Annotated in this window: 27 protein-coding genes; 2 read left to right on the top strand and 25 right to left on the bottom strand. The window is 35.2% G+C overall.

Annotated elements, in window-relative coordinates:
- The 25 genes from secY to rpsL form a co-directional block, all read right to left on the bottom strand.
- Window positions 1–1,347 carry a preprotein translocase subunit SecY gene (gene secY / locus ACHRV3_RS09915; protein WP_047774297.1) on the bottom strand — a complete coding sequence of 449 codons (1,347 nt, stop codon included), beginning with the start codon at window positions 1,345–1,347 and terminating at the stop codon, window positions 1–3.
- Window positions 1,348–1,360: 13 nt separating this feature from the next.
- On the bottom strand, window positions 1,361–1,813 hold the full coding sequence (gene rplO / locus ACHRV3_RS09910) for a 50S ribosomal protein L15 (protein ID WP_047774299.1): 453 nt from the start codon (window positions 1,811–1,813) through the stop codon (window positions 1,361–1,363).
- Between the two features lie 11 nt (window positions 1,814–1,824).
- The gene (rpmD, locus tag ACHRV3_RS09905; RefSeq protein WP_017495010.1) at window positions 1,825–2,007 is read right to left on the bottom strand and encodes a 50S ribosomal protein L30; all 183 of its coding nucleotides are present in this window, start codon (window positions 2,005–2,007) and stop codon (window positions 1,825–1,827) included.
- Between the two features lie 12 nt (window positions 2,008–2,019).
- A complete protein-coding gene (gene rpsE / locus ACHRV3_RS09900) occupies window positions 2,020–2,544 on the bottom strand; it encodes a 30S ribosomal protein S5 (protein WP_085950271.1) in 525 nt (174 codons plus the stop codon).
- A gap of 3 nt (window positions 2,545–2,547) precedes the next feature.
- Window positions 2,548–2,898, bottom strand: a complete 351-nt coding sequence (gene rplR, locus ACHRV3_RS09895) for a 50S ribosomal protein L18 (RefSeq protein WP_047774303.1) — start codon at window positions 2,896–2,898, stop codon at window positions 2,548–2,550.
- 11 nt (window positions 2,899–2,909) lie between these two features.
- Window positions 2,910–3,452 (bottom strand): 50S ribosomal protein L6, encoded by a 543-nt coding sequence (gene rplF, locus ACHRV3_RS09890; RefSeq protein ID WP_395427729.1) that lies wholly within the window; start codon window positions 3,450–3,452, stop codon window positions 2,910–2,912.
- Window positions 3,453–3,471: 19 nt separating this feature from the next.
- Window positions 3,472–3,870 (bottom strand): 30S ribosomal protein S8, encoded by a 399-nt coding sequence (gene rpsH, locus ACHRV3_RS09885; RefSeq protein WP_017495014.1) that lies wholly within the window; start codon window positions 3,868–3,870, stop codon window positions 3,472–3,474.
- 77 nt (window positions 3,871–3,947) lie between these two features.
- Window positions 3,948–4,217, bottom strand: a complete 270-nt coding sequence (gene rpsN / locus ACHRV3_RS09880) for a 30S ribosomal protein S14 (RefSeq protein ID WP_007803655.1) — start codon at window positions 4,215–4,217, stop codon at window positions 3,948–3,950.
- A gap of 3 nt (window positions 4,218–4,220) precedes the next feature.
- On the bottom strand, window positions 4,221–4,772 hold the full coding sequence (gene rplE / locus ACHRV3_RS09875) for a 50S ribosomal protein L5 (protein ID WP_047774308.1): 552 nt from the start codon (window positions 4,770–4,772) through the stop codon (window positions 4,221–4,223).
- A gap of 2 nt (window positions 4,773–4,774) precedes the next feature.
- Window positions 4,775–5,089 (bottom strand): 50S ribosomal protein L24, encoded by a 315-nt coding sequence (rplX, locus tag ACHRV3_RS09870; protein ID WP_047774310.1) that lies wholly within the window; start codon window positions 5,087–5,089, stop codon window positions 4,775–4,777.
- An 11-nt stretch (window positions 5,090–5,100) separates the two neighbouring features.
- The gene (rplN, locus tag ACHRV3_RS09865) at window positions 5,101–5,469 is read right to left on the bottom strand and encodes a 50S ribosomal protein L14 (protein WP_007803649.1); all 369 of its coding nucleotides are present in this window, start codon (window positions 5,467–5,469) and stop codon (window positions 5,101–5,103) included.
- A gap of 2 nt (window positions 5,470–5,471) precedes the next feature.
- Window positions 5,472–5,732 carry a 30S ribosomal protein S17 gene (rpsQ, locus tag ACHRV3_RS09860; protein WP_047774311.1) on the bottom strand — a complete coding sequence of 87 codons (261 nt, stop codon included), beginning with the start codon at window positions 5,730–5,732 and terminating at the stop codon, window positions 5,472–5,474.
- 17 nt (window positions 5,733–5,749) lie between these two features.
- Window positions 5,750–5,941: a 50S ribosomal protein L29 gene (gene rpmC, locus ACHRV3_RS09855; RefSeq protein WP_047774317.1), complete on the bottom strand. Its 192-nt coding sequence runs from the start codon at window positions 5,939–5,941 to the stop codon at window positions 5,750–5,752.
- A gap of 13 nt (window positions 5,942–5,954) precedes the next feature.
- Window positions 5,955–6,380 carry a 50S ribosomal protein L16 gene (gene rplP / locus ACHRV3_RS09850; RefSeq protein WP_007803637.1) on the bottom strand — a complete coding sequence of 142 codons (426 nt, stop codon included), beginning with the start codon at window positions 6,378–6,380 and terminating at the stop codon, window positions 5,955–5,957.
- Window positions 6,381–6,399: 19 nt separating this feature from the next.
- Complete coding sequence (gene rpsC, locus ACHRV3_RS09845; RefSeq protein WP_007803635.1) at window positions 6,400–7,161, bottom strand: 30S ribosomal protein S3; 762 nt, start codon at window positions 7,159–7,161, stop codon at window positions 6,400–6,402.
- Window positions 7,162–7,166: 5 nt separating this feature from the next.
- A complete protein-coding gene (rplV, locus tag ACHRV3_RS09840; protein ID WP_007803631.1) occupies window positions 7,167–7,580 on the bottom strand; it encodes a 50S ribosomal protein L22 in 414 nt (137 codons plus the stop codon).
- A gap of 6 nt (window positions 7,581–7,586) precedes the next feature.
- Window positions 7,587–7,865 carry a 30S ribosomal protein S19 gene (rpsS, locus tag ACHRV3_RS09835; protein ID WP_031456039.1) on the bottom strand — a complete coding sequence of 93 codons (279 nt, stop codon included), beginning with the start codon at window positions 7,863–7,865 and terminating at the stop codon, window positions 7,587–7,589.
- A gap of 6 nt (window positions 7,866–7,871) precedes the next feature.
- On the bottom strand, window positions 7,872–8,696 hold the full coding sequence (gene rplB / locus ACHRV3_RS09830) for a 50S ribosomal protein L2 (RefSeq protein ID WP_007803623.1): 825 nt from the start codon (window positions 8,694–8,696) through the stop codon (window positions 7,872–7,874).
- 9 nt (window positions 8,697–8,705) lie between these two features.
- Window positions 8,706–8,996, bottom strand: coding sequence for a 50S ribosomal protein L23 (rplW, locus tag ACHRV3_RS09825; RefSeq protein WP_007803621.1), 291 nt, complete (start codon window positions 8,994–8,996; stop codon window positions 8,706–8,708).
- A 7-nt stretch (window positions 8,997–9,003) separates the two neighbouring features.
- On the bottom strand, window positions 9,004–9,633 hold the full coding sequence (rplD, locus tag ACHRV3_RS09820; RefSeq protein ID WP_047774320.1) for a 50S ribosomal protein L4: 630 nt from the start codon (window positions 9,631–9,633) through the stop codon (window positions 9,004–9,006).
- Window positions 9,633–10,250, bottom strand: a complete 618-nt coding sequence (rplC, locus tag ACHRV3_RS09815; protein ID WP_007803612.1) for a 50S ribosomal protein L3 — start codon at window positions 10,248–10,250, stop codon at window positions 9,633–9,635. Before rplC ends, rplD begins: the two co-directional genes overlap by 1 nt.
- Before the next feature lie 404 nt (window positions 10,251–10,654).
- Window positions 10,655–10,960: a 30S ribosomal protein S10 gene (rpsJ, locus tag ACHRV3_RS09810; RefSeq protein ID WP_007803605.1), complete on the bottom strand. Its 306-nt coding sequence runs from the start codon at window positions 10,958–10,960 to the stop codon at window positions 10,655–10,657.
- Window positions 10,961–10,971: 11 nt separating this feature from the next.
- Window positions 10,972–13,128, bottom strand: a complete 2,157-nt coding sequence (fusA, locus tag ACHRV3_RS09805) for an elongation factor G (RefSeq protein ID WP_047774322.1) — start codon at window positions 13,126–13,128, stop codon at window positions 10,972–10,974.
- Between the two features lie 11 nt (window positions 13,129–13,139).
- Window positions 13,140–13,616, bottom strand: a complete 477-nt coding sequence (rpsG, locus tag ACHRV3_RS09800; protein ID WP_007803600.1) for a 30S ribosomal protein S7 — start codon at window positions 13,614–13,616, stop codon at window positions 13,140–13,142.
- 117 nt (window positions 13,617–13,733) lie between these two features.
- Window positions 13,734–14,117, bottom strand: coding sequence for a 30S ribosomal protein S12 (rpsL, locus tag ACHRV3_RS09795; protein WP_007136570.1), 384 nt, complete (start codon window positions 14,115–14,117; stop codon window positions 13,734–13,736).
- Between the two features lie 182 nt (window positions 14,118–14,299).
- Here rpsL and ACHRV3_RS09790 point away from each other — a divergent pair, with 182 nt between their 5' ends.
- Both ACHRV3_RS09790 and ACHRV3_RS09785 read left to right on the top strand, forming a co-directional pair.
- Window positions 14,300–16,000, top strand: coding sequence for a hypothetical protein (locus ACHRV3_RS09790; RefSeq protein ID WP_395434501.1), 1,701 nt, complete (start codon window positions 14,300–14,302; stop codon window positions 15,998–16,000).
- 84 nt (window positions 16,001–16,084) lie between these two features.
- Window positions 16,085–19,330: a SusC/RagA family TonB-linked outer membrane protein gene (locus tag ACHRV3_RS09785; protein WP_395434500.1), complete on the top strand. Its 3,246-nt coding sequence runs from the start codon at window positions 16,085–16,087 to the stop codon at window positions 19,328–19,330.

The following is a 19,330-nucleotide window of genomic DNA, read 5'->3' as shown; positions in this document are numbered from 1 at the left end:
TTAAGCTACCGCTTTTCTATTTTTACCAGTCTTCATTAAACCATCATAATGTTTGTTTAACAAGTACGAGTTGATTTGTTGAATAGTATCTATTGCAACACCAACCATAATTATTAATGAGGTACCTCCAAAAAACATTGCCCAAGATGGTTGTACATCCATAATACTTACAACAATAGCTGGGAACACAGCAATCAAAGCAAGGAATAAAGATCCTGGGAAAGTTATCAAAGACATCACTTTATCAAGGAAGTCTGAAGTTTCAGCTCCCGGACGAACGCCAGGAATAAAACCACCACTTCTTTTCAAATCATCAGCCATCTTGTTAGTCGGTACGGTGATCGCAGTATAAAAGAATGTAAATACAATAATTAAAGTTGCAAATACCAAGTTATACCAGAAACCAAACATATCGCTAAATGCTCCAACGATTGATTGTGATGTATCTGATTTAGACAATCCAGCTACAGCCGCAGGTATAAACATAATTGCCTGAGCAAAAATGATTGGCATAACCCCAGAAGCATTAAGCTTAAGAGGAATCCATTGTCTATTACCACCTGCTAAATCTTGCTCATAGTCACCAGTTGTCGTACGACGAGCGTATTGAACCGGGATTCTACGTACTGCCATTGTAAGCAATACACAAGAAATAATAACTAATAACCACACAATAATTTCAATAACTAACAACATTGGACCTCCATTGTTGTTGGTAACTCTCGTTGTAAACTCTTGAATAAAAGCTTGCGGTAAACGAGCTAAGATACCAACCATAATCAATAATGAAATTCCATTTCCAATACCTTTATCTGTAATTTTCTCACCAAGCCACATAGCAAAAATTGTACCTGTAACTAAAATGATAACTGATGAGAACAAAAATTCAGGAGAATTAAAGCCTAGTAAGAATGCACTACCAGGCAATGTTCTGTACAGATTATAGATATAAGTTGGACCTTGAACCAGTGTAATAGCTATAGTCAACCAACGAGTGATTTGATTAATCTTTTTTCTACCACTTTCTCCATCGTTTTGAAGTTTTTGCAAATAAGGAATAGCAATTCCCATTAACTGAACAACAATAGATGCAGAAATATAAGGCATAATACCTAAAGCAAAAACTGAAGCTTTAGAGAAAGCACCTCCTGTAAACATGTCTAGGATAGATCCTAAACCATTTTTAGTCTGTCCCGCTAAACCTGTTAATTGAGTTGCGTCAATACCAGGAAGCGTTACGTGTGCACCAAAACGATATACTAAAAGTAATCCTAATGTAATTAAGATTCTATTTTTCAGTTCTTCGATTTTCCAAACATTACTTATTGATTCAATAAATTTCTTCATCTTAGTAGATAAGTTATATAGTTACAGCTTCTCCACCAGCAGCTTCAATAGCAGCTTTTGCAGTAGCAGTAAATTTGTGGGCAGTTACTTTTAATTTTGCTTTCAATTCTCCTCTACCTAAAATCTTAACGATTTCATTTTTGGTAGCTAGACGGTTTGCTACGTAATCTGTCATGTTAACAGAATCAGTAATCACACCATTGTCTACTAATAATTGAAGCGTATCTAAATTAACACCTTCGTATTCTTTACGATTGATGTTTGTGAAACCAAACTTAGGCACACGTCTTTGAAGTGGCATTTGCCCTCCCTCAAAACCAATCTTTTTAGAATAACCAGAACGAGATTTTGCTCCTTTGTGACCTCTTGCAGAAGTACCACCTTTTCCAGAACCTTCTCCTCTACCTAATCTTTTATTTTGATTGTGTGTTGACCCTTCAGCTGGTTGTAAGTTACTTAAATTCATAACAGTATTTGTTATTTAGCTTCTTCGACAGAAACTAAGTGTTTAACTTTGTTTATCATACCAAGGATAGCAGGGTTTGAATCATGCTCTACAACTTGTCCCATTTTACGTAGACCTAAAGCTTCCAAACCTCTCTTTTGAGAAAGAGGACAGTTGATTTTGCTTCTTACTTGTTTTACTAATAATTTAGCCATAATTTCCTTGAATTAACCTTTAAAAACTTTTTCTAAAGAAACACCTCTTTGTTTTGCAACAGTGTAAGCGCTTCTCATTTGTAATAAAGCATCAAAAGTTGCTTTCACTACGTTATGAGGATTTGATGATCCTTGAGATTTAGATAATACATCGTGAATACCTACTGATTCAAGAACTGAACGAACAGCTCCACCAGCAATAACTCCTGTACCATGAGACGCAGGAATTAAGAATACACGTGCACCACCAAATTTACCTTTTTGTTCGTGAGGAACAGATTGTCCATTCAAAGGAATTTTTACTAAATTTTTCTTAGCATCTTCTACTGCTTTCGCAATTGCTTCAGAAACGTCTTTAGATTTTCCTAATCCGTGACCAACTACTCCATTTTCATCACCTACAACTACAATAGCAGAAAAACCGAAAGCTCTACCCCCTTTTGTAACTTTAGTAACACGATTAACACTTACCAGACGATCTTTAAGTTCAAGACCACTTGGTTTTACCAATTCTACATTTTTGTATTTAGACATAATATATTAGAATTTAAGTCCAGCCGCTCTTGCGCCTTCTGCTAATGATTTAATACGACCGTGATATAAATATCCACCTCTATCAAAAGTGATGGTATCAATCCCGGCTTTTAACGCTTTCTCAGCAACTAGTTTTCCAACAGCAGCAGCGATTTCAACGTTAGTACCTTTTCCTATTTCTTTTTCTCTTGAAGATGCAGCTAATATAGTAACTCCATTTACATCATCAATAAGTTGAGCGTAAATTTCTTTGTTACTTCTAAATACAGATAGTCTAGGATTAGAGGTTGTACCACTGATCGATTTTCTAATTCTGAATCTAATTCTCTGTCTTCTATCAGATTTTGTTAATGACATAATCTTATTTTTTAAGCTGATTTACCTGCTTTTCTTCTTAATACTTCACCCACAAATTTAACACCTTTTCCTTTATATGGCTCAGGCTTACGGAAACCTCTGATTTTCGCAGCTACTTGACCTAAAAGTTGTTTATCGAATGATGTTAATTTTACGATAGGGTTTTTACCTTTTTCAGATATTGTTTCTAAAGCTACTTCTGGAGCAATTTCTAAAACAATATTGTGAGAATATCCAAGAGCTAAATCTAACTTTTGACCTTGGTTTGAAGCTCTATAACCAACTCCAACTAATTCAAGTTCTTTTGTAAAACCTTCAGATACACCAATAATCATGTTATTGATTAATGATCTGTATAATCCGTGTTTTGCTCTTTGATCTTTATGATCAGACGATCTTTCTACTAAAACCTGATCGCCTTCAACTTTTACAGTTACGTCCGAAAACTCCTGAGTAAGTTGACCTTTTTTTCCTTTTACTGTAATAATACCGTCTTTAACTTCTACAGTTACACCAGCAGTGATTACAATTGGGCTTTTACCTATTCTTGACATCTTTATCTAGTGTTTAAAATTAGTATACGTAACAAATTACTTCACCACCTACATTTAATTGCTTAGCTTGTTTTCCAGTCATCAAACCTTTTGATGTAGAAACAATAGCAATTCCTAATCCGTTAAGGATTCTAGGTAATTTGGCAGCACCTGCGTACTTACGTAAACCAGGTTTACTAATTCTTTGGATATCTTTAATTACAGGCTCTTTAGTATCTTTATCATACTTCAAAGCAATTTTGATTGAACCCTGAACAGAGTTGTCCTCAAATTTGTAACTCAAGATATAACCTTGATCAAATAAGATCTTAGTTATTTCTTTTTTTAGATTAGAAGCTGGAATTTCAACAACTTTGTGGTTTGCAGCCACAGCGTTACGAACTCTAGTCAAATAATCTGCAATAGGATCTGTATACATATGTATTTGATTGCGATTATGGTTTTCAGGAAGCACTATGCCTCCTGAACCTTTAATCAATTTATAAACTTTTTATATTACCAGCTGGCTTTTTTAACACCTGGAATTAATCCATTGTTAGCCATTTCACGGAAAGTTACACGTGAAATACCGAATTGACGGATATACCCTCTTGGTCTACCTGTTAATTTACAACGATTGTGTAAACGAACTGGCGAAGCATTTTTAGGTAATTTTTGTAATCCTTCAAAATCTCCAGCTTCTTTCAAAGCTTTTCTTTTCTCAGCATACTTTGCTACCGTTTTTTCTCTTTTAACCTCGCGGGCTTTCATTGATTCTTTAGCCATGTCTTAATTCTTTTTAAAAGGTAAACCTAATTCAGCCAATAATGACTTTGCTTCTTTGTCAGTTTGAGCAGTAGTAACAAAAGTAATATCCATTCCTGAAATTTTGTTTACTTTATCAATATCAATTTCTGGGAAAATGATTTGCTCTAAAACTCCAAGGTTATAATTACCTCTACCATCAAATCCAGTAGCTTTAATACCACTAAAGTCTCTTACACGTGGTAAAGCAGAAGTGATAAGTCTATCTAAAAACTCATACATTCTTTCTCCACGCAAAGTAACTTTTGCTCCAATCGGCATCCCTTTTCTCAATTTGAATGACGCAACGTCTTTCTTTGAAATAGTAGATACTGCTTTTTGTCCAGTGATCTTTGTTAACTCATCAACTGCATAGTCAATAAGTTTTTTATCAGATACAGCTGCACCAACTCCACGGCTCAAAACGATTTTTTCCAATTTAGGAACTTGCATTACGTTTGTATATCCGAATTCCTCTTTAAGAGCAGCGATTACTCTACTCTTATATTCTTCTTTTAGTCTAGGTGTATATGCCATTACTATAGTACTTGATTAGATTTTTTTGAAAATCTTACTTTCTTATCTCCTTCTACTCTAATACCAACTCTAGTTGTTTCCTTAGTTTTAGGATCAATTAGTGAAATGTTAGATATTTGTATAGAAGCTTCTTTCTTAACGATACCACCTTGAGGGTTTTTAGCACTTGGTTTTGTATGTTTCGAAACCATGTTTACACCTTCAACTATCGCTTTATTTTTCTCACGGTAAACACGTACAACTTTACCTTCAGCACCTTTATGGTCTCCGGCAATTACTCTTACGATGTCTCCTGTTTTTATTTTTAGCTTTATCATCTTAAAACGAATTAAAGCACTTCTGGTGCTAATGATACAATTTTCATGAATTGTTTTTCACGAAGTTCTCTTGCTACCGGACCAAAAACACGAGTTCCTCTCATTTCCCCTGCAGCGTTCAAAAGAACACATGCATTGTCATCGAAACGGATATAAGAACCATCGGCTCTTCTCACTTCTTTTTTGGTACGTACAACAACTGCAGTTGAAACAGCTCCTTTTTTCACGTTTCCGTTTGGAGTTGCATCTTTGATAGAAACTACAATCTTGTCACCAACAGAGGCATACCTTCTTTTGGTACCTCCTAAAACACGGATAGTTAAAACTTCTTTTGCTCCCGTGTTATCTGCTACTTTTAGTCTTGATTCTTGTTGTACCATAATTATTTAGCTCTTTCTAAGATTTCAACTAATCTCCAACATTTTGATTTACTTAAAGGACGCGTTTCGCTAATTCTTACAGTATCTCCAATGTTACAGTCGTTTGTTTCGTCGTGTGCAACGTATTTCTTAGTTTTCAACACGAACTTACCGTATAATGGGTGTTTTACTCTTCTTACTTCAGCAATAACGATAGATTTATCCATCTTATTTGAAGTGACAACACCAATTCTTTCTTTTCTTAAATTTCTTTTTTCTTCCATCTTTCAGCAGAATACAATTATTGTAACTCTCTTTTAGTTAACTCTGTAGCCAATCTTGCAACTGTTCTTCTTACACTTCTAATTTGAAGTGGGTTCTCAATTGGAGAAATAGCGTGAGCCATTTTTAGGTCAGCATATGTTTTCTTAGTTTGACTAAGTTTTTCTTGCAACTCCGCTGCAGAAAGATCTTTTATTTCTGATTGTTTCATAATATAATATAAATTATGCTTCGAAATCTCTAGCAACGACGAACTTAGTTTTTACTGGAAGCTTTTGAGCTGCAAGACGTAACGCCTCTTTTGCAACTGACAAAGGAACTCCTCCAACTTCAAACATAATTCTTCCTGGTTTAACAACAGCAGCCCAATACTCAACTGCTCCTTTACCTTTACCCATACGTACTTCAAGAGGCTTCTTAGTTATAGGTTTGTCTGGAAATATTTTGATCCATAATTGTCCCTCTCTCTTCATGAAACGAGTTGCAGCAATACGTGCAGCTTCGATTTGACGAGAAGTTAAGAACATTCCATCTTCATGTACAGATTTAATACCAAACATTCCATTAGAAAGTTCATGCCCTCTTTGAGAGTTTCCTTTCATCTTACCTTTTTGTACCTTACGGTATTTTGTTCTTTTAGGCTGTAACATTTTTCTTTAGTTTAAAAATTTACTTTCTTTTACGAGCGTCTGGTTTACCACCTTTATTAAAGGGCTTTCTGTCTCCTCTTGGAGAATCGCCACCTTTACCACCACCAGTTCCGGATTGTTTTTTATCCATTCCTGCAAGTGGAGAAAGATCTCTCTTTCCATAAACTTCACCTTTCATGATCCACACTTTGATTCCCATTCTACCATAAGTAGTATGAGCTTCAGCAAGTGCATAATCGATGTCAGCTCTGAAAGTTGATAGAGGAATTCTACCTTCTTTGAAACCTTCTGAACGTGCCATCTCAGCACCATTCAAACGACCAGAAATCAAAACTTTGATACCTTCAGCGTTCATACGCATAGAAGCAGCAATAGCCATTTTGATTGCACGTCTGTAAGAAATACGGCTTTCGATTTGACGAGCGATGCTTGTAGCCACAAGATACGCATCTAACTCAGGTCTTTTGATTTCAAAGATGTTGATTTGAACCTCTTTGTCAGTAACTTTCTTAAGTTCTTCTTTTAACTTGTCTACCTCTTGTCCACCTTTTCCGATAATGATACCAGGTCTAGCAGTAGTGATAGTAACGGTTACAAGTTTTAAAGTTCTCTCGATGATTACTTTTGATACACTAGCTTTTGATAAACGAGCATGGATATACTTTCTGATTTTGTGATCTTCGGCAAGTTTATCACCGTAATCATTTCCACCATACCAGTTTGAGTCCCATCCTCTGATGATACCAAGTCTATTTCCAATTGGATTTGTCTTTTGTCCCATGCTGCTTAAGAATTGCTTTGTGTGTTATTGATAGCTCCAAGCACGATTGTTACGTGGTTAGAACGTTTTCTTATTCTGTGTGCGCGACCTTGTGGAGCTGGACGAAGTCTTTTCAACATCATTCCACCATCTACTCTGATCTCTTTAACAAATAATCCAGCCTCTTCTAAATTACCTTCACTATTTTTTTGCTCCCAGTTGTTGATTGCAGATAATAATAGTTTTTCTAGTTTTCTCGAAGCTTCTTTAGAACTGAATCTTAAGATGTTAAGTGCTCTTTCTACCTTCTGACCTCTTACCAAGTCCGCTACTAAGCGCATTTTTCTAGGTGAAGTAGGGCAGTTATTCAATTTTGCGAAAGCAATAGACTTATTAGCCTCTTTTCTCGCATCTGCTGTTTCTCTTTTACGAACTCCCATTGCTTCTTATTTTTTACCTTTATTTTTTGCTCCAGCATGACCTCTAAAAGATCTAGTTGGTGAAAACTCTCCTAATTTGTGACCTACCATGTTTTCTGTTACGTAAACTGGTACAAATTGACGACCGTTATGAACAGCGATAGTTTGTCCAACAAAGTCTGGAGTAATCATGGAAGCTCTAGACCAAGTCTTTACTACTCCATTTTTTCCGCTTTCAATGTTTTCTTGAACTTTCTTGTCTAACTTATAATGAACGAAAGGTCCTTTTTTTAATGAACGTGCCATATCTTATTATTTCTTTCTACGTTCTACGATATACTTGTTACTCGGGTTTTTCTTAGAACGAGTTCTATAACCTTTTGCTGGTATTCCATTTCTTGAACGTGGATGTCCACCAGAAGAACGTCCTTCTCCACCACCCATTGGGTGATCAACAGGGTTCATTGCAACAGGTCTTGTTCTAGGTCTTCTTCCTAACCATCTTGTTCTACCAGCTTTTCCTGATACAACTAATTGGTGATCTGAATTAGAAACAGCTCCAATTGTAGCCGAACAAGTTAACAAGATCAATCTTGTTTCACCAGATGGCATTTTAATTGTAGCATATTTTCCATCTCTTGCCATTAACTGAGCAAATGTACCAGCTGAACGAGCAATTACTGCTCCTTGACCTGGACGTAACTCAATACAAGAGATTACAGTTCCTAAAGGAATTCTGCTTAAAGGTAATGTATTACCAATTTCAGGTTGAGACTCTGGACCAGAAACTAATTTCTGACCAACTTTCAATCCGTTTTGAGCAATAACATAAGTTTTCTCACCATCAGCATAAGCTAATAAAGCGATAAATGCAGTACGATTTGGATCGTATTCGATTGATTTCACAGTAGCCGGAATTCCGTCCTTAGTTCTTTTGAAATCAATAATACGATATCTCTGCTTGTGACCACCACCCGTATAACGCATGGTCATCTTTCCTTGACTATTTCTACCTCCAGAGTTTTTTATCGGCGCTATCAAAGAGCGTTCCGGCTTATCAGTTGTAATGGCGTCATAACCATTCACAACTCTAAATCGCTGACCTGGGGTAATAGGTTTTAATTTTCTTACTGACATTTTTCTATCTTAGATATTGTTGTAAAAATCAATTGTTTCTCCTTCTTGTACTTGAACAATCGCTTTCTTAATTGCATTTGTCTTTCCACTGATCAAACCACTTTTAGTGTATTTTGTAGTTCTATCCGGTCTAACGTTCATCGTGTTAACACTAACAATAGTTACTCCATAAGCAGCTTCGATAGCTTTCTTAATTTGAACTTTGTTTGCTTTTTTGTCAACAACGAATCCGAAGCGGTTTAAAACTTCACTTTCTTTGGTTACTTTTTCCGTTACTATAGGTCTAATTATGATGCTCATATTCCTATTATTTGCTTAAATTTTCTTCAATTAACTCCAAAGAACCTTCTAAAAGCACTAAATTATTAGTGTTTAAAATAGCGTAAGTGCTTAATTCTGAGCTCTTTACAACATTTGAAGCCTTTAAATTGCGTGACGACAAATATACATTTTTATTCGTCTCTCCCAACACAAATAAAGATTTTTTATCTTCTAACCCTAAAGCTTTCAAAACGTTAATGAAATTTTTAGTGTTTGGTGTTTCAAAATTAAAGTCTTCAAGAACGATGATATTCGACTCTTTTGCTTTGATTGAGAAAGCTGATTTTCTAGCCAATCTCTTCAAGCTTTTATTCAATTTAAATGAATAACTTCTTGGTCTTGGTCCAAAAATTGTTCCACCACCTTTAAACAATGGATTTTTGATACTACCCGCACGAGCTGTACCAGTTCCTTTTTGTTTTTTAATCTTACGTGTACTACCAGTAACTTCAGCTCTTTCTTTAGCCTTATGAGTACCTTGTCTTTGATTAGCAAGATATTGCTTAACATCAAGATATACAGCGTGATTGTTTGGTTCAATTGCGAATACTGAATCAGAAAGTTGAACTTTTCTTCCAGTATCTTTTCCGTTGAAATCTAATACTTTTACTTCCATTACTTCTGAATGATTACATAAGAGTTTTTATGTCCAGGAACACATCCTTTAATAACAAGTAGGTTCTTTTCAGCCACTACTTTTAAAACTCTAAGGTTTTGTACTTTTACATTATCTCCTCCCATTCTTCCAGCCATACGCATTCCTTTGAATACTCTAGATGGATAAGAAGAAGCTCCCACAGAACCTGGCGCTCTTAAACGGTTATGTTGACCATGAGTTGCTTGACCAACACCACCAAAACCGTGACGTTTTACAACACCTTGAAAACCTTTACCTTTAGATACACCTTGTACATCTACAAATTCTCCTTCAGCAAAAATAGAAACATCAATAAGATCTCCTAATTTTTGTTCAGTTGCGAAATCTTGGAATTCAACGACTTTTTTCTTAGCAACAGTTCCAGCTTTTTTAAAGTGACCTAAAGCCGCTTTAGTAGAATGTTTCTCGTTTTTGTCATCGAAACCAAGTTGCAACGCTTCGTACCCGTCAACACCTTTGGTTCTGACTTGGGTAACAACACACGGCCCAGCCTCGATTACTGTACAAGGAATGTTTTTCCCGTTTTCGTCGAAAATACTAGTCATGCCGATTTTTTTACCAATTAACCCAGACATAAATATTAATTATTAATTACTAAAATTCCCTTCAATTTGAAAATAACAGAAATTTCCAAACAGGGAGTGCAAAAGTAGCTATTAAAATTGAATATACCAAACAGTTACAAAAATTAAATCGCTCATAATCAAAATCCAAGCCCGAAATCAAACTTCATCTACCGCATAATTATAGAAAAAATAAAAATATTTTCCTTAACCAAAAACAACAAAATACTTAACAATTACATCATAATTAAAAATAAAAAACGTTGCCAACAGCCTAAAATAAAGACCTTTCGCTAAAACAAACATTATTTTTACAAAAATGAAACACAACAATTCACCCGGAAGAAAAAACTTAAAAGCATAAAAAAAGCGGAACATTTCTGTTCCGCTTTTTATTTATAAAATATAATAAAAAATTATACTTTGATCTCTACTTCAACCCCACTTGGCAATTCAAGTTTCATTAAAGCATCAATTGTTTTAGATGAAGACGAGTAAATATCGATCAATCTTTTGTACGACATTACTTCGAATTGCTCTCTCGCTTTTTTGTTAACGTGCGGAGAACGTAATACGGTGAAAAGTTTTTTGTGAGTTGGCAACGGGATTGGACCTGTTACAACCGCTCCAGTAGTTTTTACTGTTTTTACGATCTTTTCAGCAGATTTATCTACCAACATGTGATCGTAAGATTTTAGTTTTATTCTGATTTTTTGACTCATTTTCTTAAGAATTAAGCGTTACCTTTTGCTTTTTTAATTACCGCTTCTGAAATATTAGAAGGCGTTTCTGCATAGTGAGAAAACTCCATTGTTGAAGTAGCTCTACCAGAAGATAATGTTCTCAATGTAGTAACATATCCAAACATCTCTGATAATGGCACATCAGCTTTAATAGTTTTAGCACCATTTCTGTCACCCATATCATTAACCTGACCTCTACGACGGTTGATATCACCTACGATATCTCCCATGTTTTCTTCAGGAGTAATAACTTCCATTTTCATGATTGGCTCAAGAACAATTGCACCAGCAGCTTTAGCTACTTCTCTATAACCCATTCTAGCAGCTAACTCAAAAGAAAGTGCATCAGAATCGACAGGGTGGAAAGATCCGTCTGTCAAAGTTACTTTCAAACTATCCACTTGATAACCAGCCAAAGGACCAGTTTTCATAGCTTCACGGAAACCTTTTTCTACAGATGGAATATATTCCTTAGGAACGTTACCACCTTTTACAGCATTAATAAACTGTAATCCTTTTGGAACTTTACCATCAACTTCATCAGCAGGCTCAAGTGTAAATACGATATCACCGAATTTACCACGACCTCCAGATTGTTTCTTGTAAGTTTCTCTGTGTGTTGCAGTTCTTGTAAACGCTTCTTTATATTCAACTTGAGGCTCACCTTGGTTCACTTCAACTTTAAATTCACGTTTCATACGATCTACTAAGATATCTAAGTGAAGCTCACCCATACCTGAGATAATTGTTTGACCAGAAGCCTCATCAGTTCTAACTGTAAACGTTGGATCCTCTTCAGCTAATTTAGCCAAAGCCATACCCATTTTATCTACGTCAGCTTTTGTTTTAGGCTCAATAGCAATACCAATTACCGGTGCAGGGAATTTCATAGACTCAAGAATAATTGGGTGTTTTTCATCACACAATGTATCTCCAGTTTTAATATCTTTAAATCCAACAGCAGCTCCAATATCTCCAGCCTCAATATATTCGATTGGATTTTGTTTGTTAGCGTGCATTTGGTAAATACGAGAAATTCTTTCTTTACTACCAGAACGTGTATTCAAAACGTAAGAACCTGCGTCCAAACGACCAGAATAAGCACGGAAGAAAGCTAAACGACCTACGAATGGGTCAGTAGCAATTTTAAATGCTAAAGCTGCGAATGGCTCTTTAACATCTGGCTTACGTAAAATTTTAACTTGATCTTCTTCTAATAATTCAGCATCATCAGGGTGAATTCCTTCGATACCTTCTTTATCCATTGGAGATGGCAAATATTTACATACTGCATCTAACATGAACTGAACACCTTTATTTTTGAAAGAAGAACCAGCGATCATAGGAATGATAGCCATGTCAATTGTAGCAGCTCTTAAAGCAACATTAATTTCTTCTTCAGTAATAGAGTTTTCATCTTCCATGAATTTCTCCAACAAGTTCTCATCGTAATCAGCAACTGCCTCGATAAGAATTGATCTGTATTCTTTTACTTCTGCAACCATATCCTCAGGGATAGGCACAATATCAAAAGTAGCTCCTTGAGTAGCATCATGCCAAACGATTGCTTGGTTTTTTACTAAATCAACAACACCTTTAAAATCATTCTCTTCACCAATAGGTAAAGTGATCGCAACAGCATTAGATTTCAACATATCACGAACTTGTTGACAAACTGCCAAAAAGTTAGATCCTTGACGGTCCATTTTATTAACAAACCCCATACGTGGAACTCTATATTGATCAGCAAGTCTCCAGTTAGTTTCTGATTGAGGCTCAACACCATCAACAGCACTAAACAAGAATACTAAACCATCAAGTACACGTAAAGAACGGTTCACCTCTACAGTAAAATCAACGTGTCCAGGAGTATCAATAATATTAAAGTGGTAAGGCAATGTTTCAGGCAACGTTTTACCTTGCTCAGTTGGAAAATTCCACTCACAAGTTGTAGCTGCTGAAGTAATTGTAATACCTCTTTCTTGCTCTTGAGCCATCCAGTCCATTGTTGCAGCACCATCGTGTACTTCACCAATTTTGTGTGACTTTCCAGTATAAAAAAGAATACGCTCAGTTGTTGTTGTTTTACCAGCATCAATGTGAGCAGCAATTCCGATATTTCTTGTATATTTTAAATCTCTAGCCATTTCTTTACGAATTAAAATCTAAAGTGAGAGAAAGCTTTATTAGCTTCTGCCATTTTGTGAGTATCCATTCTTTTCTTAACAGCAGCACCTTCTTCTTTAGCAGCAGCTAAACATTCTGACGCTAAACGTTGTGCCATAGATTTTTCATTTCTTCTTCTTGAATAAAGTATTAACCACTTCATTGCCATAGAAATTTTTCTGTCTGGTCTAATTTGCATTGGAATTTGAAATGTAGCTCCACCAACTCTACGACTACGTACTTCTACGTGAGGCATAACGTTTGTTAAAGCATCTTTCCAAATTTCTAATGAAGATTTTTCTGAATCTTGCTTTTTAGACTCAATGATGTCAATTGCATCATAAAATACTTTGAAAGCTGTAGATTTCTTACCATCCCACATTAAGTTGTTCACAAAACGCGTTACCAATTGGTCATTAAACCTTGGATCTGGTAAAAGTGGTCTTTTCTTTGCCGCTCTTTTTCTCATGTCTTTTTTTTAATAAAAAGTTATAGGTTATCCGTTAAATGTTATGTGTCATCCATTTTAGCTTACGCCTTAATTTCAAACCCTTAACTCCTAACCTCCAACTCTTAACGTTTTAAATTACTTTTTTGCTTCTTTTGGGCGTTTAGCACCGTACTTAGATCTTCTTTGCGTTCTTCCTGCAACTCCTGACGTGTCAAGCGCTCCACGAACGATATGATATCTAACACCTGGTAAATCTTTTACCCTTCCACCTCTAACTAATACTATCGAGTGCTCTTGTAAATTGTGTCCTTCTCCAGGGATGTAAGCATTCACCTCATTACCATTTGTCAAACGTACACGCGCAACTTTACGCATTGCAGAGTTTGGTTTTTTTGGTGTAGTAGTGTAAACACGCGTACAAACCCCTCTTCTTTGAGGACAAGAATCTAAAGCAACCGATTTACTCTTCTTAGTTATCTGAGTTCTTCCTGTTCTTACTAATTGTTGAATTGTTGGCATAATTAATACTAAAAATTTATTATGTATATTAAATTCCCGCTTTTTACGGGGTTGCAAATGTATAAAATATTTTTCACTATACAAACGTTAATTCATTAATTTTCAATAACATTATTTATACTTATGATTTTACAAACAAACAATAGATATTTGCAATACAATTATTAAACTTAATTTAACACTTGAAACAGCTACTAAACATATTGATTTTCATTTTTGGACTTAGCTGCCATGCCCAAAACTTTTATTTAAAAATAAATGGAACCAATCAAATTGAAAACAAAACTATCGATTCGCTAAATTACACAACAAAACACAACAACATAAAATCATTGTTTGACGAAATCAACAGCACCTCAAAAAAGCTTTCTAAAAAAGGATACCCGGACAACAAAACAGTAGAAACCAGCAAACTAAACGACAGCACTTATATATCGGTCATAAATCTTAAAAACAGAATAAAACAGGCCCGTATATATATAGGTAGAAATAATTCTTTTTTCAAAAAATCAAAAAACCAAAACGACACTATCGTCATCAACTATGTTGAGATAGAAAACTATCTGAACCAAAAAACAATTGAAGCCGAAAAGCTTGGTTACGCATTAAGCAAGATAAAACTTGAAAATATCACCAGAAAGAATTCAATAATTTACGCCGACTTAAACTTTAAATCCGAAAAAAAACGTGTCCTAAATTCAATTATTCTCAATTACACAAACAGTAATGGAAAAGATTTTTTTCCAAAAGGACACTTAAAGCAACTTAATAAAAAATACATCAACAAAACTTTTAATCAGGAAATAACAAAAGAATTATACGACGATATAAACCGTTTTGAATTCATTACCCAAACAAAATATCCTGAAATATTATTCACCAACGATTCAACCAAAATCTACACCTACATAGAAAAAAGAAAAGCAAACACTTTTGACGGATACATCGGCTTCTCTAATGACGAAAACAAAAAAATCAACCTTAACGGATACCTCGATGTTACCTTGCAAAACATTCTTCATTCCGGGGAAAAATTCTCCTTGTACTGGAAGAGCGATGGAAACCAGCAAAAAACTTTTAACACAAAACTAGAAATCCCATACATTTTCAAAACTTCATTGGGAATAAAAGCGCAACTCAACATATTTAAGCAAGACAGCACCTTTCAAAACACAAAAACAGCAATTGATTTAGGATACTACATCAACTACAATTTCAAAATATATCTGGGCTATCAATCTACCGAATCAAGCGATATTCAAAACACAAACAATTCTACTATTAGCGACTACAACAACTCCTACACTACTACAACTTTTGAATACAAAAAAGTAGATCCTATCAACAATCTCTTCCCTAAAAAAGCCTTTGCAAACTTCGTAATTGGCTATGGAAAAAGAGACACAAACAATGATCCGGATACCGCAGGATCAAGTAAACAATTTTTCATCAATCTGGACATTTCCTACAATTTTGAACTAAATGAAAAGAATTTTATTAGTATTAATTCACAGAATTTCTATTTAAAAAGCAAAAGTTATATTTCGAATGAACTATATCGTTTTGGCGGAATTAATTCCATCAGAGGTTTTTTAGAAAACAGTTTACAAGCCAATTTCAATTCGTTAATTCTTACAGAATACAGATATATCGTCTCTAAAAACTTATATCTAAATTCTATCGTCGATTATGGCTTATACCAAGACTTAACCAACACCTCAAACAAAAGCGAAATCAAAAAATTAATAGGAATCGGAATTGGAACTGCGATACAAACCAAAAATGGTTTATTAAAAATCACACTAACGAACGGAGGCGAGAATATTCAGGAAATGCAATTATATAACAGTATCATAAACATATGTTATAATGTTAAATTTTAGCGTTTATCAAAAAAAGATTTTTATTTATTAGGAAAGTTAACAAATTATTAAGAGTTTTGCGATACTAATTCAAAATATTTAAAAATGAAACTAAAGTTCAATGGATTCTTAGTACTATTGCTAGTACTAGTGGCGCAACTAACTTTCGCGCAAGAAAGAGTTGTTTCAGGAATGGTTTCTGACAATACAGGAATGCCTCTTCCAGGGGTAAGTGTATTGATCAAAGGAACAAAATCTGGAACACAAACTGATTTTGATGGTAAATTCTCTATCAAAGCATCAACAAGCCAAGTTTTGGTATTCAGCTACATTGGGATGAAAACTCAGGAAGTAGCAGCAAGCTCATCCTCACTTAATGTAAAATTAGGCGCAGATGCAAACGAACTTGAAGCAGTTGTTGTAACAACAGCTTTAGGTATTAAAAGAGAGAAAAAATCTCTTGGATACTCTGCACAACAAGTAACTGCTGAGCAAGTATCAACAGTTCCTACAGGAAACTTCGTAAACAACTTAACAGGAAAAGTTGCTGGTCTTAGTGTAACCAATGGTACTAACTTTGGAGGATCTACAAACGTAGTTCTTAGAGGTTTCAAATCACTTTTGGGAGACAACCAGGCTTTATTCGTAGTTGATGGGGTGCCAATTTTGAACAGCAACGTAAACAGTGCTGATCAAAAAAGTGGTAGAGGTGGTTACGATTATGGTAACGCTGCTTCAGATATCAACCCAAATAACATTGCAGATATTAACGTACTGAAAGGTGCAGCTGCAACAGCTCTTTACGGATCTAGAGCACAAAATGGAGCGATTATCATTACTACTAAAAAAGGAAAAGCAAGAACTGACTTAGCTGTAGAATTTTCATCTTCTTACACTATGTCTTCTGTAGACAAAAAAACTTTCCCTGAATATCAAAGTCAATACGGACAAGGATATTTAGGACAATCATTTGGAAGCTACCAAGGACAACCAAGACCTAGTACTACACATGATGCTTCTTACGGACCAAAATTTGATGGTGCACTAATTTGGCAATACGACGCCTTTATTCCTGGTTCACCGACATACGGACAAAGAACTCCATGGGAAGCTGCTAAAAATGGTCCAATCGAATTTTTTGACACTGCGACATCTACAATCAACAACATCTCGTTAAACGGTGGAACTGAAAAGGCAACTTACAGATTGACTTATGCTAACACCAACAGTGATGATATTATGCCAAATGCTTTATTAAGCAAAAACAACTTTAATGCTAGTGCTACTTACAAGTTTAACGACAAATTAAGTTCAACTTTTAACGCTACTTACGTATCGCAAAACACCAGAAACAGAAATACTACTGGTTACGGTGGAAACAACGTGGCTGGTTTCAGACAATGGTGGGCAACAAACGTTGACATTAAAGAGCAAAAATACCTTTACGAATTAGGTCACCAAAATTACACATGGAACATTAAAAGTCCAACAAACATTGCTCCTCAATACTGGGACAACCCTTATTTCACAAGATACCAAAATTACAACAATGACAGCAGAAAAAGATTTGCTGCCAATGCTAGTATTACTTATGATGTATCTAAAAGCTTAAGCTTTACTGGTAGAATGGGTACTGACGGTTTCACAATGAGAACTGAAGACAGAATAGCTGCTGGTTCAATTCCTGCAACTCTTGGATCAAACTCAAACGGTCAAAACTTACCTGTTCAACCATCTGGTTATGCATTGGACATCTATGATTTTAGTGAGCAAAACTATGACTTCTTAGCTACTTACAAAAAAGACTTAGCTGAAGAATTAAATCTTAATGTTGTTTTAGGAACAAACTATAACGTACAAAGCAGATTTATCAACCAACAAATGACATCAGGAGGATTATACATCCCAGGATTGTATACTATTTCGAATTCAGTATCAGCTCCTGCTTTACCTAGAATCATAGACACAAGAAAAGAAGTACTTGGTTTATTTGCACAGGCAACATTAGGATACAAAGGAACTTACTACTTTGAAGGTTCTGTAAGAAGAGATGAGTCATCTGCATTACCTCAAGACAACAATGCATATTGGTACTCTGCAGTATCAGCAAGTGTTGTTTTCTCAAACTGGTTAAAAGATGTTGAATTCATTAATTTTGGTAAATTCAGAGCAGCTTACGCTCAAGTAGGTTCTGACACTGATCCTAACCAATTAATGGACACTTATACAGCAAGAAATCCATTCGGAACACCTGTTTATTCGTTCAACACTACTAAGAAAAATGCAAACCTAAAACCACAACAGTTAGACAATGTCGAGTTAGGTTTAAACATGCAATTCGCAAAAAACAGACTTGGATTTGATGTTGCTTGGTTCCAAAACAAAGCATACGATCAAATTTTACCATTACCTGTATCAACAGCTACCGGATCTTCATTTAACACAGTAAATGCTGGTACATTGACAACAAAAGGATTTGAGGTTACCCTTAATGCTACTCCTTTTAAAACAGAAAACTTTGCTTGGGATGTAAACATTAACTGGTCAAACCCAAATACTAAAGTTACAAAACTAGCTCCTGGTATCGAAAACATCAATATCAACTCACTACAAGGTGGTATCAGTATCAATGCTCCTCTTAACCAAGATTACGGTCAAATTTGGGGAACAACTTATGTGTTAGATAATTCCGGAAACAGAATCATCGGAGACAATGGTGCTTATGTAGTTTCTACTACAACTGACAACAAATTAGGAACCTACCAAGCTGACTGGACTGGTGGTATCAATAATAAATTCACTTACAAAAATCTTTCTTTCAGCTTCTTAATTGACATCAAGAAAGGTGGAGAGATGTTCTCTCTTGATCAATATTATGGATACGGAACTGGTATTTACGCTAACTCAGTTGGAAACAATGACTTAGGTAATCCAATAAGAAATACATTAGCAAATGGTGGAGGTGAAATTCTAAAAGGTGTAATGGCTAACCCTGCTTACACGCCAGGAGGTAACCAACCACAATACATCACAAACACAACCAGATTAGACAGATCTCAATCTAGCCAAGTTTTAGGTACAGATCCACCTGCTGAAGCATTTATTTATGATGCTGGATTTGTAAAATTAAGAGAAGTTGTTTTTACTTATAATCTTCCAGAAAGTATAATCGGAAAATCTATAAAAGGAGCTTCATTTAGCTTAATAGGTAACAATCTTTGGATAATTGACAAAAGCTTACCATATGCTGATCCGGAAGCTGGATTATCTTCAGGTAACACACAAGGATACCAATCAGGACCTATGCCGACAACAAGAAATATTTCTTTTAATGTCAAAGTTAATTTTTAA

This window comes from Flavobacterium sp. FlaQc-49, assembly GCF_044005985.1.
Taxonomy (GTDB): domain Bacteria; phylum Bacteroidota; class Bacteroidia; order Flavobacteriales; family Flavobacteriaceae; genus Flavobacterium; species Flavobacterium cupriresistens.
The sequence above is the reverse complement of the archived record's forward strand: the minus strand, read 5'-3'. Positions and strand labels throughout refer to the sequence as shown.